Source organism: Streptomyces sp. NBC_01235, from assembly GCF_035989285.1.
Classification (GTDB): Bacteria; Actinomycetota; Actinomycetes; order Streptomycetales; family Streptomycetaceae; genus Streptomyces.
Genome location: NZ_CP108513.1, coordinates 8,144,635 through 8,168,963, shown reverse-complemented (window position 1 = coordinate 8,168,963; position 24,329 = coordinate 8,144,635). Strand labels below are relative to the sequence as shown.

Annotated in this window: 20 protein-coding genes and 1 riboswitch; of the genes, 9 read left to right on the top strand and 11 right to left on the bottom strand. The window is 71.1% G+C overall.

The features are described 5' to 3' along the window. The first annotated feature begins 151 nt into the window (after positions 1-151). Positions 152-958 (top strand): VOC family protein, encoded by an 807-nt coding sequence (locus OG289_RS36795; protein ID WP_327318347.1) that lies wholly within the window; start codon positions 152-154, stop codon positions 956-958. A 10-nt stretch (positions 959-968) separates the two neighbouring features. On the opposite strand, the gene OG289_RS36790 is transcribed toward OG289_RS36795, so the two are convergent. The 4 genes from OG289_RS36790 to OG289_RS36775 form a co-directional block, all read right to left on the bottom strand. Then, entirely contained in the window at positions 969-1,616 is a 648-nt protein-coding gene (locus OG289_RS36790; RefSeq protein ID WP_327318346.1) for a thymidine kinase, read from the bottom strand. Between the two features lie 71 nt (positions 1,617-1,687). Next, on the bottom strand, positions 1,688-2,878 hold the full coding sequence (locus OG289_RS36785; RefSeq protein WP_327318345.1) for an alkaline phosphatase family protein: 1,191 nt from the start codon (positions 2,876-2,878) through the stop codon (positions 1,688-1,690). Beyond that, positions 2,878-3,474 carry a DUF5998 family protein gene (locus OG289_RS36780; RefSeq protein ID WP_079659033.1) on the bottom strand — a complete coding sequence of 199 codons (597 nt, stop codon included), beginning with the start codon at positions 3,472-3,474 and terminating at the stop codon, positions 2,878-2,880. Before OG289_RS36780 ends, OG289_RS36785 begins: the two co-directional genes overlap by 1 nt. A gap of 82 nt (positions 3,475-3,556) precedes the next feature. Next, positions 3,557-6,370 (bottom strand): bifunctional acetate--CoA ligase family protein/GNAT family N-acetyltransferase, encoded by a 2,814-nt coding sequence (locus OG289_RS36775; RefSeq protein ID WP_327318344.1) that lies wholly within the window; start codon positions 6,368-6,370, stop codon positions 3,557-3,559. A 179-nt stretch (positions 6,371-6,549) separates the two neighbouring features. On the opposite strand from OG289_RS36775, the gene OG289_RS36770 reads away from it, so the two are divergent. Continuing rightward, the gene (locus tag OG289_RS36770) at positions 6,550-6,831 is read left to right on the top strand and encodes an HPr family phosphocarrier protein (RefSeq protein WP_189262368.1); all 282 of its coding nucleotides are present in this window, start codon (positions 6,550-6,552) and stop codon (positions 6,829-6,831) included. Between the two features lie 128 nt (positions 6,832-6,959). On the opposite strand, the gene OG289_RS36765 is transcribed toward OG289_RS36770, so the two are convergent. The 4 genes from OG289_RS36765 to OG289_RS36750 all read right to left on the bottom strand — a co-directional run bounded on the left by OG289_RS36765 (position 6,960) and on the right by OG289_RS36750 (position 11,755). After that, positions 6,960-7,655 (bottom strand): GntR family transcriptional regulator, encoded by a 696-nt coding sequence (locus OG289_RS36765; protein ID WP_327318343.1) that lies wholly within the window; start codon positions 7,653-7,655, stop codon positions 6,960-6,962. A 188-nt stretch (positions 7,656-7,843) separates the two neighbouring features. Continuing rightward, a complete protein-coding gene (locus OG289_RS36760; RefSeq protein WP_327318342.1) occupies positions 7,844-8,587 on the bottom strand; it encodes a M23 family metallopeptidase in 744 nt (247 codons plus the stop codon). Positions 8,588-8,601: 14 nt separating this feature from the next. Continuing rightward, positions 8,602-8,800: riboswitch (cyclic di-AMP (ydaO/yuaA leader) on the bottom strand. A 220-nt stretch (positions 8,801-9,020) separates the two neighbouring features. After that, positions 9,021-10,409: a M16 family metallopeptidase gene (locus tag OG289_RS36755; RefSeq protein WP_327318341.1), complete on the bottom strand. Its 1,389-nt coding sequence runs from the start codon at positions 10,407-10,409 to the stop codon at positions 9,021-9,023. Further along, positions 10,406-11,755, bottom strand: a complete 1,350-nt coding sequence (locus OG289_RS36750; RefSeq protein WP_327318340.1) for a M16 family metallopeptidase — start codon at positions 11,753-11,755, stop codon at positions 10,406-10,408. Before OG289_RS36750 ends, OG289_RS36755 begins: the two co-directional genes overlap by 4 nt. 272 nt (positions 11,756-12,027) lie before the next feature. Between OG289_RS36750 and OG289_RS36745 the strand changes: the two genes are divergently transcribed. Continuing rightward, a complete protein-coding gene (locus tag OG289_RS36745; protein ID WP_327318339.1) occupies positions 12,028-14,493 on the top strand; it encodes a DNA gyrase/topoisomerase IV subunit A in 2,466 nt (821 codons plus the stop codon). 3 nt (positions 14,494-14,496) lie between these two features. Here the strand turns inward: OG289_RS36745 and OG289_RS36740 are convergent, their stop codons facing one another. Beyond that, positions 14,497-15,588, bottom strand: a complete 1,092-nt coding sequence (locus OG289_RS36740; protein ID WP_327318338.1) for a CobW family GTP-binding protein — start codon at positions 15,586-15,588, stop codon at positions 14,497-14,499. A gap of 323 nt (positions 15,589-15,911) precedes the next feature. Here OG289_RS36740 and OG289_RS36735 point away from each other — a divergent pair, with 323 nt between their 5' ends. Continuing rightward, a complete protein-coding gene (locus OG289_RS36735; RefSeq protein WP_327318337.1) occupies positions 15,912-16,469 on the top strand; it encodes a DUF6082 family protein in 558 nt (185 codons plus the stop codon). A gap of 264 nt (positions 16,470-16,733) precedes the next feature. After that, the gene (locus OG289_RS36730; protein ID WP_327318336.1) at positions 16,734-16,973 is read left to right on the top strand and encodes a hypothetical protein; all 240 of its coding nucleotides are present in this window, start codon (positions 16,734-16,736) and stop codon (positions 16,971-16,973) included. A gap of 84 nt (positions 16,974-17,057) precedes the next feature. Here OG289_RS36730 and OG289_RS36725 read toward each other — a convergent pair whose 3' ends face one another. After that, the gene (locus tag OG289_RS36725; protein WP_327318335.1) at positions 17,058-18,221 is read right to left on the bottom strand and encodes a citrate synthase/methylcitrate synthase; all 1,164 of its coding nucleotides are present in this window, start codon (positions 18,219-18,221) and stop codon (positions 17,058-17,060) included. A gap of 97 nt (positions 18,222-18,318) precedes the next feature. On the opposite strand from OG289_RS36725, the gene OG289_RS36720 reads away from it, so the two are divergent. The 4 genes from OG289_RS36720 (at position 18,319) to OG289_RS36705 (ending at position 23,172) form a co-directional block, all read left to right on the top strand. Next, positions 18,319-19,575, top strand: a complete 1,257-nt coding sequence (locus tag OG289_RS36720; protein WP_327318334.1) for a citrate synthase — start codon at positions 18,319-18,321, stop codon at positions 19,573-19,575. Positions 19,576-19,741: 166 nt separating this feature from the next. Then, positions 19,742-20,683: a sucrase ferredoxin gene (locus tag OG289_RS36715; protein ID WP_327318333.1), complete on the top strand. Its 942-nt coding sequence runs from the start codon at positions 19,742-19,744 to the stop codon at positions 20,681-20,683. Between the two features lie 129 nt (positions 20,684-20,812). Beyond that, positions 20,813-22,495 (top strand): sensor histidine kinase, encoded by a 1,683-nt coding sequence (locus OG289_RS36710; protein WP_327318332.1) that lies wholly within the window; start codon positions 20,813-20,815, stop codon positions 22,493-22,495. Next, the gene (locus tag OG289_RS36705) at positions 22,492-23,172 is read left to right on the top strand and encodes a response regulator (RefSeq protein ID WP_327318331.1); all 681 of its coding nucleotides are present in this window, start codon (positions 22,492-22,494) and stop codon (positions 23,170-23,172) included. The genes OG289_RS36710 and OG289_RS36705 overlap by 4 nt, the downstream gene beginning before the upstream one ends. Positions 23,173-23,249: 77 nt before the next feature. Here OG289_RS36705 and OG289_RS36700 read toward each other — a convergent pair whose 3' ends face one another. Continuing rightward, entirely contained in the window at positions 23,250-24,311 is a 1,062-nt protein-coding gene (locus OG289_RS36700) for an ABC transporter substrate-binding protein (protein WP_327318330.1), read from the bottom strand. Between the last annotated feature and the right edge of the window lie 18 nt (positions 24,312-24,329).

The window sequence follows — 24,329 nt, the reverse complement described above, 5'->3', positions numbered from 1 at the left end:
CGATCACAAGGCGTGCGGGATCGAGCACATACCGTACAGGTGATCGACATACGGCGACAACCGCCCGTAAACCGACGAGAAACCCCCCATCAGGCATCCTCCGAGGGCGGAAGCGACGCGGCCCCCACGACGGGCCGAGGAGAGAGAGACGATGACCGATGCAGGTGGGTCGGCCGGCCCGATCGGTGCGGCGCGCGCTCGGTACGCGCCCGGTACACCCTGCTGGGTGAGTCTGATGGCGCACGGGTTGACCGCGACGCAGGACTTCTACGGTGAGCTTTTCGGTTGGCAATTCCAACCCGGCCCGCAGCAGCTCGGCCCCTACGTGCGAGCACTGCTCGACGGCCGTGAGGTGGCCGGCATCGGCCAACTCCCCCCGGACCGCCACCTCCCCGTGGCCTGGACGCCGTATCTCGCTTCGGACGACGTGGACACGACTGCCGAAACGGTCCGGCTGTGCGGCGGCACGATCGGGGTCGGCCCTCTGGACGCCTCCGACGCCGGGCGCCTGGCGATCGGCTCCGATCCCTCCGGCGCGGTCTTCGGCGTCTGGCAGGCGGCCGCCCATGTCGGCACGACCGTCGTCGGCGTGCCCGGAACGCCGGCCTGGTACGAACTGGTGACGTACGAGACCGCGAGCGTCCGCAAGTTCTACGAGACGGTGTTCGGCTACGAGGAGGAGGAGTCGGTGGTGTCCGCCGACTTCGACTACCTGACCCTGCACGTGGCCGGCCGCCCGGTCGCCGGCATCCACGGCGTGGGCACCGCGCTGCCCCGGGACCGGGGACCGCACTGGACGACGTACTTCGAGGTGGCCGACACGGACGTGGCGCTCGCCCGCGTCGCCGATCTCGGCGGACGTGTCCTCGGGCCGGCCCAGGACAGCGCGCACGGGCGCGTGGCTACCGTGGCCGACCCCGAGGGGGCCCGCTTCTCCCTGATCCAGGGGCCGCGGTGAGGGGCGGCTCCTAGGCCCGCTGCACCGGCAGCACGTCCGGCGACAGGGCGGCCGCCCGAGCCGACGCCGAAGTCATACGGCGCCGGTGGTGGCGTCGGCACAGGACCTCGTAGCCGACCGTGTCGGCCTGGTCGACGTCGCCGACGACGACCTGCGCGCCCTCGACGACCATGACGCCGCCCACCGTGCGGGCGTTGTGCGTGGCGCGGGCGCCACACCAGCACAGGGCCTCGACCTGGAGGACCTCGACGCGGTCGGCGAGTTCGACGAGCCGCTGGGAGCCGGGGAACAACTTGGAGCGGAAGTCGGTGGTGATACCGAAGGCGTAGACGTCGATGTCGAGGTCGTCCACCACGCGCGCGAGCTGATCGATCTGGTCCTCGGCCAGGAACTGCGCCTCGTCCGCGATCACGTAGTCTGCGCGACCGCCCTGCGAGAGGTGGTCGACAAGGTAGGCGTACAGATCCTGGCCGTCCTCGACCTCGACCGCGTCGGTGACCAGGCCGAGGCGGGAGGACAGCTTGCCCTCGCCCGCACGGTCGTCGCGGGTGAAGATCATGCCCTGCAGGCCCCGCGCGGAGCGGTTGTGCTCTATCTGGAGAGCCAGCGTCGACTTCCCGCAGTCCATGGTTCCGGAGAAGAACACCAGCTCGGGCATGGGGAGTCGAGCGCCTTTCGGTGAAGGTGAAGGAGGAAGAGCAAGACAAGAGGAGAAACGGTTCTGGGCCTTCAGGAGCGTACTTCGAGCAGGGGGACCAACTGCTCGGCAGGGGTCATCGAGCCGTGGTTGCCGACCATCGCCGACTCCTTGGGCTCCCGCTCGGAGGCGATGATCACGACGTCGTCCCGGGCGGCCGCGACCACGTCGCCGAGGCGGGCGTACACCCGCTCGTCGATCTTCGGCCCGAACCAGCCCGCGGCGATCGCCTCGTCCCGGGAGGCCACCCAGAACTGCTCGCCGAGCACCTCGCGCCAGCAGGTCAGCACGTCCTCCTGAGCGCCCGGTACGGCGTAGACGTGGCGGGCGCGGCCCTCTCCGCCCAGCAGGGCGACCCCGGCGCGCAGCTCCCAGTCCGCGTCGAAGTCGATGCGGTGCTCCTCGTCGAAGGGCACGTCGACCATGCCGTGGTCGGCGGTGACGTAGAGCGCGCTGCGCGGCGGGAGTTGCTCGGCGAGACGCTGGACGAGCCGGTCGACGTACATGAGCTGGCCGCGCCAGGTGTCGGAGGCGACACCGTAGCGGTGCCCGGCTCCGTCCAGTTCGGCGTAGTACGTGTAGACCAGGGAGCGGTCGCCCGCGGCGAGTTGCTCGGCGGCCAGGTCCATGCGCTCCTCGCCGGTCAGCCGCCCGTGAAACGTTCCGCCGCTGAGCGCGACCTTGGTCAGCGGGGTGTTCTGGAACGCCGGGGACGACACCTGTGCGGCGTGCACGCCCGCCTCGTGGGCGAGCTGGAAGACCGTGGGGTACGGCTGCCAGGCGCCCGGCGCGGTCCACGGCTGCCAGCGGAGCTGGTTCATCAGCTCGCCGGTGGCCGGGTTGCGCACGGTGTAGCCGGGCAGGCCGTGGGCGCCCGGCGGGAGGCCAGTGCCGACGGAGGCGAGGGAGGTCGCGGTGGTCGCCGGGTAGCCGGCGGTGAGCGGGCGTCCGGTGCCGCCGCGCGAGCTGCCGAGGAGGGCGTGCAGATAGGGCGCCTCGTCGGGGTGGTCCTTGATCTGCTCCCAGCCGAGGCCGTCGATCAGGAAGACGCAGTTGCGGTCGGCCGGGGTCAGTTCCGGGATCGCCGCGGTCGTGCCGGGTACTCCCATGCCCGCCGCCAGTGTGGGCAGCAGGTCGGCGAGGGAGCCGGAGCCGTACTCGGGGACGGGGGCGGAGCCGACGGCGAGCGGCTCGGGGAAGTCCCAGGGGGCGGACTGTGCCATCAGCGCGTTACGTCCGCAGTGGCCTCGGAGAGCGACTGCGCGAAGGCGAGTGCCTGGCGCACCGTCTCCGGGCCGTCCCCGGCCTCGCTGACGCGCAGGCTCAGGTCGTCCGCCGTCGAGTTGCCGGTGTAGCCGTGGTCGGCGTCGCAGTTGGGGTCGCCGCAGGCGGCCGGCTCCAGGTCGATGCGGGAGACGGCGCCCCAGCCGATGGTGAGCACGACCTCGCGCGGCAGGGTGCCCGGCGCGTACGACTCCGGGTTGGCGACCACGCGGCTGAGAACGACCGAGGAGATCCGGCCGAGCTTCACGGACTCCGTCGACGTGGTGGCGTACGGCGTCGGGGAGGTGGTGTCGGCGGCCTGTTCGTCGGTGTGGCTGACGATGAAGCGGTTGCCGGTGAGGACCAGCACGGTCACATGCCGACGCACCTCGTTCTGGTCGAACGTGGTCTCCTGGTGGACCAGGAACGACCGGATCGGCTCGCCGCCCACAGCGGCCTCCACCGCCTCGGCCACGAGGGCCGGGTAGTAGCCGCTGCGCTCGATCGCCGCGCGCAGCCCCTGGGTCGTCGTACTGGTCTTGGCCATGCCCTCCATCCTACGGGGACCCACTGACTGCGAGGCACCGCTCACGGCCGCTTTCCGTAGGTCGGCGGCATTCGCCTGCGGCGCGATCTCTTCAGTACGTCGGCAGTGTCCTCGGTCCGAGATCGTCGCGCGCGGGCGGGGGCGCGAGGCGCACGGAGGCGCCCAGGACGCTCAGGCCGTGCGGGGCGACGACGACCGGCTCCAGGGTGACCGCGACGACCTCGGGATGGTCGTCGACCAGCCGGGATACGCGCAGCAACAGCTCCTCCAGGGCGGGGGTGTCGACGGGCGTCGAGCCGCGCCAGCCGAAGAGGAGCGGGGCGGTCCGGATGGAGCGGATCAGCGAGGTCGCGTCGCGGTCGGTGACCGGGACCAGCCGGTGCGCCATGTCCCCCAGCAGCTGCGAGGCGGCCCCGGCGAGTCCGAAGGACAGCACGGCTCCGGCCGCCGGGTCGATGACGGCGCGGACGACCGTGTCGACGCCGCGCGGGGCCATCGACTGGACGACCGGACGGAGCTCCTCCGGCTTCCCGAAGAGCTCGGTCAACTCGGCGTACGCGCGCCGCAGTTGCTCCTCGTCGGCCAGGTCGAGGCGTACGCCGCCCAGGTCGGCGCGGTGGCGCAGGTGCGGGGCGGTGGCCTTGAGGGCCACGGGGTAGCCGAGGGCGCCCGCGGCCCGCGCGGCCTCGTCCGGGGTGGGCGCGGGGATCGCCCGGCGGGTGCGGATGCCGTAGCGGCCGAGCAGCTCGCACGTCTCGTCGGTGCCGAGGGTGAGGCCCTGCCCGCGCGCGAGGAGCCCGCCGATCAGCTCGGCGGCGCCCTTCTCGTCGATGTCCTCGTACTCGGGCACCTTGCCGGGGTCGGCCGCCTCGCGCCGCCACTGGGCGTACTTCACGGCCTCGGCGAGGGCGCGGACGGCGCGTTCGGCGGCGGGGAAGGCGGGGATGAGGTGCGCTCCCTCGGGTGCCTCGACCGCGGCGGGCCGTCGGGTCCCGGTGTCTTCCGTCGCGGCACGCGCGTGTGGGGTCGCTTCCGCGCGCGGCGCGGTGCTCGCCGCGGCGGAGAGAGCCGCCGCGAGGCCGCCGAGTTCCACGTGCACGACGAGCACCGGCTTGGCTGGAGCCGCCGCCGCGGCCGAGCGCAGGGCCTGCGCGAGTTCCGCGTCCCCCGGCGACACCTCCCCGATCGCGGGGATCGCCGTCACGACCACCGCGTCGCAGGTCTCGTCGGCGAGCGCCCGCGCGAGCGCCGCGTGGAAGTCCTCCGCGGACGCCTCCGTCGTCAGGTCCAGCGGGGGCAGCGGACGCAGTCCCTCGGAGAGGCAGGCGTCGTACGTCAACAGGCCCAGCGACTCGGAGTTGCCGAGGATCGCCACCCGCGGTCCCGTCGGCAGCGGCTGGCGGGCGAGCAGCAGGCCCGCGTCGACCAGCTCGGTGATGGTGTCCACGCGGATCACGCCGGCCTGCCGCAGCAGCGCCGACACCGTCGCGTGCGGCAGCCGCGTCGCCCGTACGGCGTGTCCCTGCGGGGCGGAACCGGATCCCTGGACGACGACCAGGGGCTTGGCGGCCGCCGTGCGCCGGGCGAGGCGGGTGAACTTGCGCGGGTTGCCGATGGATTCCAGGTACATGAGGGCGACATCGGTGTCGGGGTCGTCGTACCAGTACTGGAGGACGTCGTTGCCGGAGACGTCCGCGCGGTTGCCGGAGGAGACGAAGGTGGACACACCGGTGACGCCGGTGACCCCTCCGCCGCGCCGGTGGAGGCGGGACAGCAGGGCGATGCCGATGGCGCCGGACTGGGCGAACAGCCCGATCCTGCCGGGCCTCGGCATCTCCGGAGCGAGCGAGGCGTTGAGCCGCACCTCTGGGGAGGTGTTGATGATCCCGAAGGCGTTGGGGCCGATGATCCGCATGCCGTACGCGCGTGCGTGCCGGACGAGTTCGCGCTGGCGCTCGCGCCCGTCGGGGCCGCTCTCGGCGTAGCCGGCGGAGAGGACGACGAGTCCCTGCACACCGTGCTCGCCGCACTCGGCGACGGCCTCGGGCACGTGCTCGGCCGGTACGGCGACGACCGCGAGGTCGACGGGCCCCTCTATGTCGCGCACCGAGCGGTGGGCGGGCACTCCGTCGAGCTCCTTCAGATCCTCGGGAAAGGCCTTGTTCACGGCGTACAGGCGGCCGGTGAACCCGGCCTCCTGGAGGTTGCCGAGGACGCTTCGGCCGACGCCGCCGGGCGTGCGGCCGGTGCCGACGACGGCGACGGAGCCGGGCGCCAGCAGCCGCCGCACGGAGTGCGCCTCCGCGCGCTGCTCCCGCGCGCGCTGCACGGCGAGGGAGCGCTCGGTGGGTTCGAGGTCGAACTCCAGGCGGACGACGCCGTCCTCGAAGCTGCGCTTCTGGGTATAGCCGGCGTCCGTGAACACCTTGATCATCTTGGTGTTGGCGGGGAGCACCTCGGCGGCGAATCGGCGGATGTCGCGCTCACGTGCCACGGCCGCGATGTGTTCGAGGAGCGCGGAGGCGACACCGCGCCCCTGGTGGGCGTCCTGCACGAGGAAGGCGACCTCGGCCTCGTCGGCGGGCGCGGAGGCGGCCATGCCGTCGGCACCAATGCGGTCATAGCGTACGGTTGCGATGAACTCGCCGCCGACCGTGGCCGCGAGTCCCACCCGGTCCACAAAGTCGTGGTGCGTGAAGCGGTGGACGTCCTTTGCGGACAGGCGCGGGTAGGGCGCGAAGAAGCGGTAGTACTTCGACTCGTCCGAGACCTGCTCGTAGAAGCTGACCAGGCGCTCGGCGTCATCAACGGTGATGGGGCGGATGCGTGCGGTGCCGCCGTCGCGCAGCACCACGTCGGCCTCCCAGTGGGCGGGGTACTCGTGCCGGTCCGACGCGCTCTGCATGGGGCCCAGAGTACGGCTCGCGTACGACAACGGCGCCAGGCAGTCTGTGGAGGACGGACGTCGGATCGAGGCCGCGATCCGACGACCACACCGGGACGGGTCGTGGACGACCCGTCCCTCACACGCTTCACGTGTGGAACACTGGTCTAGACAACCTGAACACTGAAGGGCAGCATCACATGGCTGAGCGCCGCGTCAACGTCGGCTGGGCCGAGGGCCTTCACGCCCGCCCCGCTTCCATCTTCGTCCGGGCCGCCACGGCCGCAGGTATCCCGGTGACGATCGCCAAGGCCGACGGCAACCCCGTCAACGCGGCCTCCATGCTGGCCGTTCTCGGCCTGGGTGCCCAGGGCGGCGAGGAGATCGTCCTCGCCTCCGAGGCCGAGGGTGCGGACGCCGCCCTCGACCGTCTGGCGAAGCTGGTCGCCGAGGGTCTCGAGGAACTCCCCGAGACCGTCTGAGCAACCCCTTAACAATTGAGGGCTGCGGGGCTCGTCCGAATTATCGGGCGAGCCCTTCGCATTTCCCGTTCACGGGCAGCAGAAATAATCCCCCGCGAATTATCTCCCCTTTGTATACGGCTCTCGTGTTAATGCCGCAGGCTCGTCATGTTTACGGGAGGTTGCGAAGTCCTCACACGGTCGATGCGCTCCTGTCCGCCGGAAAAGCGCAGCCGGTGCGCGGCCGTCGTGCGCTCGGTGTGCAGTGCCGTGATCGCCCGCGCACGCTCCCCGTCGCCGCGTGCCACCGCGTCCACGATCCCGCCGTGCTCCGCCCAGGACTCCACGGGGTTGGCCGGCGCCTCCACCGCGTACATCCAGGCGATCTTGTGGCGCAACTGAGTGAGCATCGACGTCAGAGCGTGGCTTCCGGAGGCCTGGGCGAGCGTCTCGTGGAACCAGCCCCCCAAGGAGCGCAGATCCTCGCTGTTGCCCCTCCTGGCCCGCTCCTGGCCCAGCCGGACGAGGCCGCGCAGCACCTTCAGATGGGCCTCCGTGCGCCGCTGGGCCGCCCGAGCGGCACCCAGCGGCTCCAGGAGCATGCGCATCTCCAGCAGGTCGGCCGCCTCCTGCTCGGTCGGTTCCGCGACGCAGGCGCCCGCGTGCCGCCGCGTCACCACGAAGCCCTCGGCCTCCAGCGTGCGCAGCGCCTCCCGGACCGGGACGCGGGAAACGCCGTAGCGGCGGGCGAGGAGTTCCTCCGTGAGGCGGCTGCCGCGCTCGTAGACACCCGCGACGATGTCGTCCCGGATGGCCGTGCACACCGAGTGCGCCGGAATACGCATGACGGACCTCCGCCTTAATCCCCGTGAAACGTCGACGATTGACGTGTGTTCCGTGACTCTATTGCAATGAGCGGGAATTTCCGATGGCGGGTCGGAATCCATGGATATTTTTTGGACAGCAGGGCATCCGAAACGGCGAAAGCCCCGGCCGGGAGGGCCGGGGCTGGACGATCTGTCGCCGTGCGTCGTCAGACGTTCACGCCGTGGCTGCGGAGGTAGGCGACCGGGTCGATGTCCGAGCCGTACTCCGCGGTCGTGCGGGCCTCGAAGTGCAGATGCGGGCCGGTGACGTTGCCGGTGGCGCCGGACAGGCCGATCTGCTGGCCGGGGGTGACCTGCTGGCCCACCGAGACGCCGATGGACGACAGGTGACCGTACTGGGTGTAGGTGCCGTCGTTCATCTTGATGACCACCTGGTTGCCGTAGGACCCGCCCCAGCCGGCCTCGACGACGGTGCCCAGGCCGACCGCGTGCACCGTGGTGCCGGTCGCGGCGTGGAAGTCGATGCCGGTGTGGCTGCCGGAGGACCACAGCGAGCTGCTGGCGTGGTAGCCGGTGGAGACGTAGGAACCGGTGATCGGCAGCACGAAGGCGTTGAGCCGCTTGCGCTCGGCCTCGCGGGCGGCACGCACGCGTGCCTCGCGCTCCTCCACGGCCTTCTTGGCGGCCGCCTCGCGCGCGGCCTCCTCGTAGGCGGCCTTCTTCTGCACGGCGACCTGGTCGCCGATCTGCTCGGCGACGGCCTCGCCGGCCGTGACGACGGGGATCAGCCCGGTCTGCTCGGGAGCGGGCTCGGCGGCGAAGGCCGGAGCGGAGGCGACGGTGGCCATGACACCGGTGGTGGTGAGCGCCGCGACGCCGGCCGCGCGCGTGGTGGTGCGCTGCATCCGGCTGGGCCGACGGTGCTTCCCGGTGGCGCAGGTGAACGCCATGAAGTTGGGGGTGTCCTTTCCTTCCCTCTCGCCTACCGGGTTAGCTGACGGGTTCGGAGCAGGAAGGTCTCCTACGGACCCCCTCGCGACTCGCGCGGGCGTCCGATTCACCCCAGGGACTTCTGGGCCCCTCCAGCCGCGAAGACGGCGACAGGAGGGAGGGTCCCCGGCTCCCCTGGCTCGCGCCGTACGGGGACTCGGCGATGACTGTCCGGTGCCGCGGCTGCGGCGCACTGCCTGACGAACAGCCCGGATGACGCTAAGCGGGGCGGCTTTCAATCCTCAAACGAATCATGGTTTTTGTAGCGCATCCCACAGGGCAGACAGGCAACCTCCGCCTCAATTCGGACACCCAGAGGCCCTGGTGACGTCTCCGTCGACCAGGGCCCCTACGCGCGCGGGCCGTTGCCCGCGTCCATCTCGCCAACTCCGCCTACTCGGCGGGCACGACCTTCACCTCGCCGATGCCGAGGGCCTCCACCGGCTCCTTGATCTGAGCCGCGTCACCGACGAGGACGGTCACCAGTCGGTCCACGGGGAAGGCGTTCACGGCCGCCGCGGTGGCCTCCACCGTGCCGGTCGCGGCGAGCTGCTGGTACAGCGTCGCCTGGTAGTCGTCGGGCAGGTGCTGCTCGACCTGGTCGGCCAGCGTGCCCGCGACGGCCGCGGCGGTCTCGAACTTCAGCGGTGCCACCCCGACCAGGTTCTGCACGGCGACATCACGCTCGGCGTCGGTCAGGCCCTCGGCGGCGAGGGTGCGCAGCACCTTCCAGAGGTCCTCCAGAGCGGGACCGGTGTTCGGGGTGTCCACGGAGCCGCTGATGGCGAGCATCGCGGCGCCCGACCCGTCCGGCGCGGACCGCAGGACCTGTCCGAAGGCCCGGACACCGTAGGTGTAGCCCTTCTCCTCGCGCAGGACGCGGTCCAGGCGGGAGGTGAGGGTACCGCCGAGGCAGTACGTGCCGAGCACCTGCGCGGGCCACACGCGGTCGTGCCGGTCGGCGCCGATCCGGCCGATCAGCAGCTGCGTCTGGACGGCGCCGGGGCGGTCCACGATGACGACCCGGCCGGTGTCGTCGGCGGTCACCGGCGGCACGGGCCGCGGCTGGGCCGTCGAGCCCGTCCAGGCGCCCAGGGTGTCGCCGAGGAGCCCGTCCAGGTCGACCCCGGTGAGGTCGCCGACGACCACGGCGGTGGCCGTGGCGGGGCGCACGTGCGTCTCGTAGAAGGCCCGCACGGCAGCGGAGTCGATCTTCTCGACCGTCTCCGCTGTGCCCTGACGTGGGCGCGACATGCGCGCGGTGGCGGGGAACAGCTCCTTGGAGAGCTCCTTGGCGGCGCGCCGGGAGGGGTTGGCCAGCTCGTGCGGGATCTCGTCCAGGCGGTTGCGGACGAGGCGCTCGACCTCGCTGTCGGCGAACGCGGGCGCCCTGAGGGCGTCGGCGAGCAGGCCGAGGCCCTTGGGCAGGCGCGAGGCCGGCACTTCGAGGCTGAGGCGGACGCCGGGGTGGTCGGCGTGCGCGTCCAGAGTGGCGCCGCAGCGCTCCAGCTCGGCGGCGAACTCCTCGGCGGAGTGCTTGTCGGTGCCCTCGGAGAAGGCGCGCGCCATGATCGTGGCGACGCCGTCGAGGTCGGCAGGTTCGGCGTCCAGGGGCGCGTCGAGGAGGATCTCGACGGCGACGACCTGCTGACCGGGGCGATGGCAGTGCAGGACGGTCAGGCCGTTGCCCAGCGCGGCCCGCTCGGGCGCCGGGAACGCCCACGGCTTGGCCTCGCCCGCCCGGGGCTGGGGGTGGAAGTCCATCGTGGCGAGCTCGGTCACCGGGCCGCCTCCTCGTTCTCGTCCTGGTCGGCGGGGGCTTCGGCGGCGGTCGGCTCGTAGACGAGCACCGCGCGGTTGTCGGGGCGCAGGCGTGCCGTGGCGACCTCCTGCACCTCCTCGGGCGTCACGTCCAGCACGCGCTGGACGGCGGTCAGGGCGAGCTGCGGGTCGCCGAACAGGACGGCGTAGCGGCACAGTTCGTCGGCGCGGCCGGCGACCGTGCCGAGCCGGTCGAGCCACTCGCGCTCCAACTGGGCCTGGGCGCGTTCCATTTCCTCGGCCGTGGGGCCCTCCTCGGCGAACCGGGCGAGCTCCTCGTCGATGGCGGTCTCGATGACGGGCACCTCGACGTCACCGGACGTCTTCACGTCCAGCCAGCCCAGGGAGGGCGCACCGGCGAGCCGCAGCAGGCCGAAGCCGGCCGCCACGGCCGTGCGGTCGCGGCGCACCAGCCGGTTGTAGAGGCGGGAGGACTCGCCGCCGCCCAGGATGGTGAGCGCCAGGTCGACGGCGTCGCACGCGCGCGTGCCGTCCTCGGGCAGCCGGTAGGCGGCCATCAGGGCGCGGGCCGGAACCTCCTCCTCGACGATCTCGCGCAGCTGCTCGCCGATCACGTCCGGCAGCGCGCCGTCACGGGGCGCGGGCTTGCCGTCGTGGCCCGGGATCGAGCCGAAGTACTTCTCGACCCAGGCGAGGGTCTCCTCGGGGTCGATGTCGCCGACCACGGACAGGACCGCGTTGTTGGGCGCGTAGTACGTCCGGAAGAACGCGCGCGCGTCTTCCAGGGTCGCCGCGTCCAGGTCGGCCATCGAGCCGATCGGCGTGTGGTGGTAGGGGTGGCCGTCCGGGTAGGCGAGGGCCGTCAGCTTCTCGAAGGCCGTGCCGTAGGGGACGTTGTCGTAGCGCTGGCGGCGCTCGTTCTTGACGACGTCGCGCTGGTTCTCCATCGACTCGTCGTCGAGGGCGGCGAGCAGGGAGCCCATGCGGTCGGCCTCCAGCCAGAGGGCGAGCTCCAGCTGGTGGGCGGGCATGGTCTCGAAGTAGTTGGTGCGCTCGAAGCTGGTGGTGCCGTTGAGCGAGCCGCCCGCGCCCTGGACCAGCTCGAAGTGGCCGTTGCCCTTGACCTGTCCGGAGCCCTGGAACATCAGGTGCTCGAAAAGGTGAGCAAGGCCGGTACGACCCTTGACTTCGTGCCGTGAACCGACGTCGTACCAGAGGCACACCGCCGCGACCGGGGTCAGGTGATCCTCCGAGAGCACCACGCGCAGGCCGTTGGCCAGGCGGTGCTCGGTCGCTGTCAGGCCCCCGGAGCCTGCCTGGGCTGTGGCCGTGTGACCCATGGGCATGTACGTCCCTTCCGATCGCGGACGCGGTCGTGTGAAACCGCGGTTTTCCTGCCGGTCCTGCCACTGTATGCAAGCGTGCGGACGGTCGGCGAAGTTCCCGCAGGGCGTACGCCGAGAGCGAGATCGCGTAGCCTGCGGACAGCCGTGGAGGAGGTGCCTCTGCGTGCGGGGCAGGACGGCCCACGCCAGGTCCTCGCCCGCGCTGTCAGTGGCACGGTCCACAATGGTCCGCGTCAGATCCCGTCACACGCCCCAGCAAGGAGCCGGCAGCGATGGCCCGCCGCAGCACGAAGACCCCGCCGCCCGACGACTCGTACGAGGAGCGGATCCTCGACATCGACGTCGTCGACGAGATGCAGGGCTCCTTCCTCGAGTACGCGTACTCGGTCATCTATTCCCGCGCCCTGCCGGACGCCCGCGACGGCCTGAAGCCGGTGCACCGCCGCATCGTCTACCAGATGAACGAGATGGGCCTGCGCCCGGAGCGCGGTTATGTGAAGTGCGCCCGTGTCGTCGGCGAGGTCATGGGCAAGCTGCACCCGCACGGCGACGCGTCGATCTACGACGCCCTGGTGCGCATGGCCCAGCCCTTCTCCATGCGCGTGCCACTGGTCGACGGCCACGGCAACTTCGGCTCGCTGGGCAACGACGACCCGCCGGCGGCCATGCGGTACACCGAGTGCCGCCAGGCCGAGGCGACGAGTCTGATGACCGAGTCGATCGACGAGGACACGGTCGACTTCACGCCCAACTACGACGGCCAGGAGCAGGAGCCGGTGGCGCTGCCCGCCGCCTTCCCGAACCTGCTGGTCAACGGCTCGTCCGGGATCGCGGTCGGCATGGCCACGAACATGCCGCCGCACAACCTGGGCGAGGTCATCGCGGCCGCCCGCCATCTGATCCGCTACCCCGGGGCGGATCTCGACGCCCTGATGAAGTACGTTCCGGGCCCCGACCTGCCCACCGGCGGCCGGATCGTCGGCCTCTCCGGCATCCGGGACGCCTACGAGAGCGGCCGCGGCACCTTCAAGATCCGTGCCACGGTCTCGGTGGAGACCGTGACGGCGCGCCGCAAGGGCCTGGTCATCACCGAACTGCCCTTCACCGTCGGCCCCGAGAAGGTCATCGCCAAGATCAAGGACCTGGTCGGCTCGAAGAAGATCCAGGGCATCGCCGACGTCAAGGACCTCACCGACCGCGCGCACGGCCTGCGGCTGGTCATCGAGATCAAGAACGGCTTCGTGCCGGAGGCGGTCCTGGAGCAGCTCTACAAGCTGACGCCGATGGAGGAGTCCTTCGGCATCAACAACGTGGCGCTGGTCGACGGCCAGCCGCTCACGCTGGGCCTCAAGGAGCTCCTGGAGGTCTACCTCGACCACCGCTTCAACGTCGTGCGCCGCCGCAGCGAGTTCCGCCGCAGCAAGCGCCGCGACCGGCTGCACCTGGTGGAGGGCCTGCTGACGGCACTCGTCGACATCGACGAGGTCATCCGGCTGATCCGGTCCAGCGACAACAGCGCGCAGGCGAAGGAGCGCCTGATCGAGCGCTTCTCGCTGTCGGAGATCCAGACCCAGTACATCCTGGACACCCCCCTGCGCCGGCTCACCAGGTTCGACCGCATCGAGCTGGAGGCGGAGAAGGAGAAGCTCAACGCGGAGATCGCCGAGCTGACCCGGATCCTGGACTCGGACGCGGAGCTGCGCAAGCTGGTCTCGGCCGAACTGGCGGCGGTGGCGAAGAAGTTCGGCACCGACCGCCGTACCGTCCTGCTGGAATCGTCGGGCACCACGGCCACCGCCGTGCCGCTCCAGGTCGCGGACGACCCGTGCCGCGTCCTGCTGTCCTCCACGGGCCTGCTGGCCCGCACGGCGAACGGCGAGCCCTTCGGGGAGGACACCGAGGACGCGGACGGCCGGCGCACCAAGCACGATGTGATCGTCTCGGCGGTACCGGCCACCGCGCGCGGGGAGATCGGCGCGGTCACCTCCTCGGGCCGGCTGCTGCGGATCAACGTCGTCGACCTGCCGCAGCTCCCGGACACAGCGGCGGCGCCGAACCTCTCGGGCGGTGCCCCGCTTGCGGAGTTCGTCTCCCTGGAGGGCGACGAGACGGTGGTCTGCCTGGCCACGCTCGACGAGTCGTCCCCGGGCCTGGCGCTCGGCACGGAACAGGGTGTCGTCAAGCGGGTCGTGCCCGACTACCCGACCAACAAGGACGAGCTGGAGGTCATCACCCTCAAGGAGGGCGACCGGATCGTCGGCGCCGTCGAGCTGACCACCGGCGAGGAGGACCTGGTCTTCATCACCGACGACGCCCAGCTGCTGCGCTACCAGGCCTCGCAGGTGCGCCCGCAGGGCCGTGCCGCGGGCGGTATGGCGGGCATCAAGCTCACCGAGGGCGCGAAGGTGATCTCGTTCACGGCCGTGGACCCCGCGGTGGACGCGGTGGTCTTCACGATCGCGGGCTCGCGCGGAACCCTTGACGACTCCGTCCAGACGACAGCCAAGCTCACCCCCTTCGACCAGTATCCGCGCAAGGGCCGCGCCACCGGCGGTGTGCGCTGCCAGCGGTTCCTGAAGGGCGAGGACTGCCTGTCCCTGGCCTGGGCGGGCCCCGTCCCCGCCAAGGCGGCGCAGAAGAACGGCCTGCCGGCCGAGCTGCCGGAGATCGACCCGCGCCGTGACGGCTCGGGCGTGTCCCTGTCGAAGACGGTCTCGGTGGTGGCGGGGCCGGTCTAGGCCTCAGCCACCGGCTTCGGCCTCGACTTCGGCCTCGGCCTCGGCCTCGTGAAAGGCCTCGTCGTCGGGGTCCTGTACGTAGCGCAGGACGCCCCACATGCCGCGCTCGTCGGCGTGTGGGGCGTCGTTCTTGGACGCCTCGATCTCCTTGCCGAGGGCGGCGGTGTCGATGCCGGAGCCGATGAGGACGAGCCGGGTCAGACGGGCGTCCGCGGCCGTCCAGGGCTCCGGGTAGAAGCGGAGGAAGCGCCCGACGGCGTGCACGGCGTACCGGTTTGCCGGATCGTGCGGGCCGAAGTCGACGTACCCCTTGATCCGGTACAGCCCCTCGGGCCGGCTGTCGAGGAACTCCATCAACCGGCGCGGGTGGAGGGGCACCTCGGAGGTGACGGAGAGGCTGTCGTAGGCCGTGTGGAGGTGATCGGTGCGATCGTCCCCGCTGTGGTCGTGCAGGTCGTCGAAGGAGAGCTGTCCGACGCGCTCCTCGCTCGGCCGACAGTCGAAGAGGAACTCGGGGTCGATGCGGCCGTAGGTGGCGGGGACGACGGCGGCCCGGTCGGTGAGGGACCGGACGAGCCCCAGGACGCGGTCGGCGTCGGACACGCGGTCGAGTTTGTTCACCACGACGAGGTCGGCGAGGGCGAGGTGCCGGTCGAGCTCGGGATGCTTCACCCGGGTCTCGTCGTACTCGGCGGCGTCGACGACCTCGACGAGCCCGCCGTAGACGATGCCGGGATGCTCGCTGGCGAGCACCATCCGCACGAGTTCCTGGGGCTCGGCGAGGCCGCTGGCCTCGATGACGATGACGTCGATGCCGGCGGCCGGCGCGGCGAGCCGTTCGAGGTAGACGTCGAGTTCACTGGCGTCGACGGCGCAGCACAGGCAGCCGTTGCCGAGGGAGACGGTGGAGTCGCCGAGCGCGCCGGCCACCGCCATGGCGTCGATCTCGATGGCGCCGAAGTCGTTCACGATCGCGCCGATTCGGCTGCCGCCGCTGCGATGCAGGAGATGGTTGAGCAGGGTCGTCTTGCCGGAGCCGAGGAATCCGGCGAGTACGACGACCGGGATCTGCTGCGGGCTGCGGCTCTGCGACACGTGCGACCTCTCTGACACCTACGCGTGCACCGGCTCACGGCCCGGCGCACGCACGGGGATGGAATGCGGCCCCAGGATACGAGCCGTGAGAATCACCGCGTAGTGAACGATTGTTAGCAGCGCTTGCGGGGCAGACGTCTGGCAAGGCGCCCCGGCGTGCGACCCTCGCTTCCCTCCGTGCGCCTCCCCTCCGCCTCCCCCGCCGGTCAGAGCCGCTCGGCACTCTGGGAGACGGCAAGCGCCGCCCACCGCTCGCCGGTCCCCGTCACGTCTACCCGCACCCCGACGACCGGCGCTCGGCCGCCTGATCGGGGGTTTTCGACATGGCCACACAGAGGTTTGGGGTACGCGGACTCGGTGCGGCCGCCGCGGCGGCCGTCGGCATGGCCGCGGGTGCCCTCGTCACCATGGCGACACAGCGCCATGCGCTGGAGGCACTCCGCGTGCGAGTGGAGCACCTGGAACGGACCGCCCACTCCCAACAGCACACCAACCTGGCCAACCAGCAGCGCCTCCACTGGGAATTGCTGAGCAAAGCCATCGATGACCCCGAACTGGCGGAAGTACTGGACCTCTTCGAGGCACCTGTTTCCACCAAGCAGCGGCGCCAGTACCTCTACGCGAACGCCCTCTACACGAACGCACTGTTTTATTACCGGATCGGCAATATCTCCCGCGAAGAGTTCTTCGGGTACATCCGGGGCATTCTGCAGAACCCTGTCGTACGGGAGTACTGGTACGCGACGAGACACCAACGGGCCACCATTGCCGACGGTTCGGACGAGGCGGAACTCGGACGCATGGTGGACGAACTCCTGACACAACTCGAGGAGTCGGACACGGACGAGTGGTGGGTGGTGGGTGAGCCGCCGAGCCCGTGAGTGCGGCGCGCTCGGCGCACTGCGCAGGGCGAGGGCTCACGCGCCGGGCCGCGCTCCCCGTTGCCGGAGTTCACACCCTCGGCCCATAACGAACAGGTGAAGTTGGGAGTTGAGCGTGATGTCAGGAGGTTGACTCGCGCTTGATCGCGTAGAGGACCCCACCACATCGTCGCCTACGCCGCCGGATGACGAGCGCACCCCACAGGGCCCGCCTTGCACCGCGTAGTCGTCGTGCGCAAGCCAACGGACCCAAGGGAATCAACAGTGAGCCAGATCATTCGTCGCATCGGTGCATCTCCGCGCGCTCGGGGGAGCGTGAGCGGAGCTAATTGCCCCGATATCTTCGAACTTGCCGACGGCAATTTCGCGGTCATCGGCACGGACGCCACGAATTCACTGGACCCCGACCTCCCCTCCGACGCTTCACGGGGCAGCCACGAGCGCATTGTCGTCATCACGCGGGAGACCCTCCTTCGCGCGAAGGCCGATATTCCGGACTTCTAGACCCTCCCGAGAAATACGGCCCGGCTCGCCCCCACGCGATGCCGGGCCTCTATCTTGTTCCCCTGCACTTCGAACGGAACCCACTCAGGCCACGGCCGGCACGTTCACCGGCGCTCCCGGCCCCACATACCGCGCCACCGGGCGGATGATCTTCGAGTCCTCCGCCTGCTCCAGGATGTTGGCGCTCCAGCCCACCACCCGCGCCGCCGCGAAGGTCGGGGTGAACATCTCCCGGGGCAGCCCGCACAGTTCCATGACCACGCCGGCGTAGAACTCCACGTTCGTGTGCAGTTCCCGGCCCTGCTTCAGCTCGGCGAGGATGGCCTCGACGTGTCGCTCGACCTCGACGGCGAACTCGACTCGCGGGCCCCCGAAACGCAGGGCGATCTCGCGGAGCATGCGCGAACGCGGGTCCTCCGTGCGGTAGACGGCGTGACCGAAGCCCATGACGCGCTCACCGGCCAGGACGCGCTCACGGATCCAGGAGTCGATGCGGTCGGGAGTACCGATCGCGTCAAGGGTGTCCAGGGCGCGGCTGGGCGCGCCGCCGTGCAGCGGCCCTGACAGTGCCCCCACCGCCCCTACGAGGCACGCGGCCACGTCCGCTCCGGTCGAGGCGATGACCCTCGCCGTGAAGGTTGACGCGTTGAAGCCGTGATCAATGGTCGAGACCAAGTATTGCTCCACGGCCCGGGCGCGCTCCGGATCGGGCTCGGCTCCGGTCAACATGTACAGGTAGTTCGCCGCGTACGACAGGTCCTCGCGCGGCTCGACGGGGTCGAACCCACGCCCCAGCCGGTACAGCGCGGTGAGCAGCGTCGGTACGGCCGCGGCCGCCACCACCGTGTCCTCGCGGCGCCGGTCCGTGTCGATGTCGTACACCGGTCGGAAGTCCTTCGCCGCGCCGAGCAGGGACAGCGCCGTCCGCATCCCGGCGAGCGGGTTCGCGTCCGCACCGGCCGCGACGGCAGGCAGCGCGGCGGCCACTTCGTCCGGCAGGCGCCGTAGCGCCGCGGTCTCGGCGGCGAACTCCGCGCTCCGTCGCGCGTCCGGCAGGTCGCCGTGGACCAGGAGATGCCAGACGTCCTCGAAGCGGCGGGTGCGCGCGAGGTCCACGGCGGAGTACTGGCGGTAGTGGTAGAAGCCCTCCCGTCCCCGGACGTCGCCGACCTCTGTGTCGGCGACGACGACACCCGCGAGTCCCCGCGGCACGTCGAGGCATGTGGTTGGGGCCATGTTGACGGACATGTTTCCTCCCTGGACTTGATTCAACTGTCCATGCTTGACTCAATCTCTGTCAATATTGATTGAATCAATACACATGTCTTGTGGATACGGTGACCCCATGCGCGATCACGAACCCGGCCCAGGCCACCCCGAACGACGGCTGAGCACCAAGGAAGCCGCCGAGTTGCTGGGCGTGAAGCCCGAGACCGTGTACGCGTACGTCAGCCGCGGCCAGCTGAGCAGCAGGCGCACGCCCGGCGGCCGGGGCAGCACCTTCGACGCCAAGGAGGTCGAGGCGCTCGCGCGGCGCAACAGGCGGGAGAGCAGCGGGAGTCCGGGGTCCGGGGCGGAGCTGTCCGTACGCACGCACGTCACGTTCATCGACAAGGACCGCTACTACTTCCGGGGCGTCGACGCGGTCGAACTGGCCGGCCGGCACTCCTACGAAGAGATCACCGAGTGGCTCTGGACCGGCCGGCTGCGCCCCGGCATCACCTTCACCGCGCCCGAGGCCTCCGTCGCGGCCGCCCGCCGGGTCGTCGAGGCACTGCCCGAACACACAGGCCCCACCGACCGGTTGCGGGTGGCCGCCGTCGCCGCAGCGGCCGCGGACCCGCTGCGGTTCGACCTGTCCGAGGACTCCGTGCTCGGCACCGCGCGCATCCTGATCCCGACCCTCGTCGCCGCCCTGCCCCCGAAGCGGCCCACCCACCGCGACGAGGGCTCCCTCGCCCTTCGCCTGTGGGGACGGCTCAGCGGACGCCCCGCCGAAAAGGCCCAGCTGCGCGCCCTCGACACGGCACTCGGCCTGCTCGTCGACCACGATCTGGCCGCGTCGACGCTCGCGGTGCGCGTCGCCGCCTCGGCCCGCGCGCACGCCTACGCGGCCGTCTCCGCCGGGCTCGGCGTGATCGAGGGACCCCTGCACGGCGCGGCCTCCGGGCTCGCCCACCGCATGCTGCTCGAGGTGCTCGACCTCGGCAGCGCCGCCCCCGTGATCGCGGAGGAGCTGCGGGCCGGCCGCCGCGTCCCGGGCCTGGGCCACCGGCTCTACCCCGGCGAGGACCCACGCGCGCGTGCACTGTTCGCCCTCCTGGACGACATCCCCGAAGCCGCGCCCGCCCTCGCCGCGGCCCGGGACATCGTCGCCACGACCGCCCGTCACGCGCCGCTGCACGCCAACGTGGACCTGGCGCTGGCCGTCCTCACGGTGTCCTGCGGGATGGAGGCCTCGGCCGGCGAGACGATCTTCGCCGTGGCCCGTACGGCGGGCTGGATCGCCCACGCCCTGGAGGAGTACGGCGAACGCCCCCTGCGGATGCGCCCGAGCGGACACTATGTGGGCCCGAAGCCACCCCAGCCCATGCCGGAATAGACCCGAGCCCGAGCATGAACGGGTCCCCGGTGCCATCCGGACGAGCCCCGAACAGGCGCAACGCCCCCCACGGGCACGCGCACGCGTACCCGTGGGGCTGGACACATGCCCCGGTCGGGCCTCGTCCGGAAGTCGCCCTGCGTCAAGTCAGGTTAGGCTCACCTCTGTGAGTACGTGCGCGACCGTCTCGCGGGACCTCGGCGAGCCCATTTCCGGAACCGCGGCCACGGCGACAACCTGGCTCCTCCTGGAACAGCCCGGGCCCTGGGGTGCGAAAGCGCTGGTTTCGAGCCACCTGGATCCCGTCCTCGGCCGCGCCCTGGAGACCGCCGCGCAGGGCACGGGCGTACGCGTCGCGCTCATCCGGCGTCCCGGACGCCACGCGGACGTCGGCGCACCGCGCCTGCGACAGGTGTACGCGGCGCACACCGTGCCCGGCAGGGTGTGGCTGCACAGCGCCACGACCCACGACCCCCGGCAACTGCTGGACCTCGACTTCGCCGCGCTCGGCCTGGGCGACCACCACACGTTCGACAGGGCGCTGCGGGGCCGGCCCCACGCCGGCGACCCGCTCGCCCTCGTCTGCACCAACGGCAAGCGCGACCGCTGCTGCGCGCTCCTCGGCCGACCGCTCGCCGCGGAACTCGCCGCCTCCGGGGTGCGGGGCACCTGGGAGGTCACCCATCTGGGGGGCCATCGCTTCTCCCCCACCCTGCTCGTCCTGCCGCACGGGTACGCGTACGGCCGTGCCGAGGCCCACACGGTCAAGGAGGTCCTGCACGGCGTCCAGGAGGGGCGGATCGTCGTGGAGGGGTGCCGCGGGAGTTCGGCCTGGGAGCGGCCCGGTCAGGCCGCGGAGCTGGCGGTGCGCGCGGCCATCGGGGAAGACGCGGCGGAGGCGCTGAGCGTCGTGCGGACCACCGGCGGCGCACCGCGCTGGGAAGTGACCGTCGCGCACACCGACGGACGCCACTGGCAGGTCGACGTGGTCCAGGGCGACTCCCAGCCGCCCCGGCCGGAAAGCTGTGGCACATCGGTCCTCGGTTCACCTGCGCGGATGGATGTGGTCGCGGTGCGTGAACTGGCGGGGGCGGCGCCGGCGGTCTGACACGCCCCCGAACACGGCTCGACCGCGCCCCACGCGGACACGACAGAACCGTTTCCTCTTGACCCGGTCAAGAGATCCACACCACCCACCCCTACGGCTGCACCGGTCCACCCACGTACCGTCTTGGGTATGAGCCCCACTCCCCCCGCCCGTCGCCTGCGCCTCGGAATGCCGCGGCGCATGTTCTCGCAGCTTCTGCTCATGCAGCTGGCGATCGCCGCGGGCGTCGTGGTGCTCGCGACCGGACTGTTCCTCGCCCCGCTCAGCAATCAGCTGGACGACCAGGCGATGCGCCGCGCCCTCGCCATCGCGCAGACCACCGCTGCGGTGCCGCAGATCGCCGAGGACCTCCAGAGCACGCGGCCGTCGGTCGACGGACCGGTGCAGCGGGAGGCCGAGCGGATCCGCAAGGCCAGCGGCGCAGAGTACGTCGTGGTGATGGACCTGAAGGGCACGCGCTGGTCGCACCGCGAGCCCGAGGAGGTCGGCGGCCATGTCTCGACGTCCCCGAGCAAGGCCCTGGCCGGCCAGGACGTCATGGAGATCGACAGCGGTACCCTGGGCCGCTCGGCCCGCGGCAAGGTGCCCCTGCGCGACAGCGACGGCAGGATCATCGGAGCGGTTTCGGTCGGCATCGAGTACGACAGCGTGCGGGCCCGCCTGATCCACGCGATCCCCGGCCTGTTCGCCTACGCCGGAGGCGCCCTCGCCGTGGGCGCGCTGGCCGCCTGGCTGATCTCCCGACGGGTCCAGCGACAGACCCGTGACCTGGCCTTCTCGGACATCTCGGCACTGCTCGCCGAGCGCGAGGCGATGCTGCACGGCATCCGGGAGGGCGTCGTCGCCCTGGACCGTTCCGGCCGCGTCCGGCTGCTCAACGACGAGGCCCAGCGCCTCCTCGGCCTCGGGAACGAGGCCGTGGGCGCGTCGCCCGACGAGGCGCTCGGCGAGGGGCGTACGGCCGACGTCCTGGCCGGCCGGGTGACCGGCACGGACCTGATCGCCGTCCGCGGACAGCGCGTCCTGGTCGTCAATCGCATGCCGACCGACGACGGCGGCGCCGTCGCCACCCTGCGCGACCGCACCGAACTGGAACAACTCGGCCGCGAGCTCGACTCGACGCACGGCCTGATCGACGCACTGCGTGCTCAGGACCACGAGCACGCCAATCGCATGCACACGCTGCTGGGGCTGCTCGAACTGGAGATGTACGACGACGCCGTGGACTTCGTCGGGGAGGTGGTCGGCGATCACCGGGCCACCGCGGAGCAGGTGACCGAGAAGATCGAGGACCCGCTGCTCGCCGCCCTGCTGGTCGGCAAGGCGACCGTCGCTGCCGAGCGTGGTGTCGCCCTGTGGGTCTCCGACCGCACCCGGCTGCCCGACCGTCTGATCGACCCGCGCGGGCTGGTCACGATCGTCGGCAACCTCGTGGACAACGCGCTCGACGCCGTCGCGGGCAAGCCGCACGCGCGCGTGGAGGTCGAACTGCGCGCGGACGGCCGTACCGCCGTACTGCGGGTGCGGGACACCGGCCCCGGCATCCCGGCCGAGCAACGCGAACTGATCTTCACCGAGGGCTGGTCCACGAAGAAGCCGCCGGCGCACGGCAAGCGCGGCATCGGGCTCTCCCTGGTGCGCAGGCTCGCCGAGCGGCAGGGCGGCAGGGCGGCGGTCGGCGAGGCGGCCGGCGGGGGCGCCGAGTTCACCGTCGTCCTGCCCGAGGCACTGACCGAGCCCGACCTGGAACCCGGCCCGGAACCCGCATGGGCCGCGCCGGCCACGAGCGCTGTCGAGGAGGAGTCGCGATGATCGAGGTCCTGGTCGTGGACGACGACACCAGGGTCGCCCGGGTCAACGCCGCCTACGTCGAGAAGGTGCCCGGCTTCCATGTCGCCGGCGAGGCCCACAGCGCGGCCGACGCGCTGCGCCAGCTGGAGCTGCTGCCCCGTCTGGACCTCGTCCTGCTGGACCACTACCTGCCCGACGAGACGGGTCTGGAGGTCGTCCAGGAGATGCGCCGACGCGGCCACCAGACCGACGTGATCATGGTGACGGCCGCCCGGGATGTCTCGACGGTGCAGGCCGCGATGCGCCAGGGCGCCCTGCAGTACCTGGTGAAACCATTCGCCTTCTCGGGCCTGCGCGCCAAGCTGGAGGCGTACGCCGACCTGCGCCGCACGCTGGACGGCGGCGGCGAGGCCGAACAGGCCGATGTCGACCGCATCTTCGGCGCGCTGTCCGCCCCCTCGGAGCCCGGTCTGCCCAAAGGGCACTCCCCCACCACCGCCGAACTCGTGCGCCAGTCACTGATGAACGCGGAAGGTCCCCTTTCGGCCCAGGAGATCGCCGACCGGACCGGGGTGAGCCGGCAGACCGCCCAGCGCTACCTGAAGCTCCTGGAGCGCACGGGACGGGCCCGGCTGACCCTGAAATACGGCGACGCGGGCCGCCCGGAACACCGCTACGTGTGGGCGACCCGCGCCTGAGGACACGGTTCTTGGGGGCGGGGAAGGAACCGTGCCCCTCCTGTAATACGGATCCCCGCCCGCCGCCTGCTCGACCGTCAGCCTGCCGCCTTGTCGACGAACTCGGTCGTGTAGGTCTTGCTGAGGTCCACGTCGGCGTTCTGGATGTTCGTGTTGAACGCCTTGAGGACCTTCTCGACGGTCTCGGGACCGTTCTTGGGCATCACGCCGTCCTTGGTGAACATGGGCAGCGAGTTCTTGATGGCCACCGAGTACAGCAGCTTGTTCCCCTGCGAGTAGTCGGCCGGCATCTTCTCGGCGATCTCACTCGCACTGTGTGTGGACATCCACGTGAGCGTCTTGACGAACGCATTGGCCAACTTCTGGACGGTGTCCTTGTGACTGTTGACCCAGTCCGTCTGCATGTACAGGCTCGACGAGGGATACGGTCCGCCGAGCGCCTCCTGCGAGCCCTGCGGGGTGCGCATGTCGAGGAGGATCTTGCCGGCCTTCTTGTCCAGGACGTTCGCCACGGTCGGGTCGGTCGTCATGCCACCGTCGATGGCACCCTGCTGGAGCGCCGAGATGAAGGTCGGCCCCGCGCCCACGGCGACGGGAGTGAACTCGCTGACCTTCACGCCGTTCTTGACGGCGAGGTACTTGGTGAGGAAGTCCGTCGAGGAACCGAGGCCCGTGACACCGAGCTTCTTCCCCTTGAAGTCCTTGGGCGAGGTGATGTCGCCCTCCGCCTTGGTGGAGACGATCTCCACCTCACCGGGCGCCTGCGAGAACTGCACGACGGACTCCACCTCCTTGCCCTTCACCTGGAGGTCGAGGGTGTGATCGTAGAAGCCGACGGCGCCCTGGACCTGGCCGGAGACGAGCGCGGTCTCGGCCTGCACACCGGCCGGCTCGCTCAGCAGTTCGACGTCGAGTCCCTGGGCGTCGAAGTAGCCCAGCCGCTGGGTGAGCATCGCGGGCAGGTAGATGACCTTGTCCAGGCCACCGACCATGATCTTGACCTTCGTCCCCTTGCCGTCCCCCTTGCTGCCGGAGCCGGTGGACGCGGTGCTGGCCGCGTCGTTGGCGCAGGCGGTGAGCGAGGAGAGGGCGAGCAGGCCGGCGGCGGCGAGGGCGGTGTATCTGGCGGTTGTGCGCATGGCGGGTTCACGTCCTTG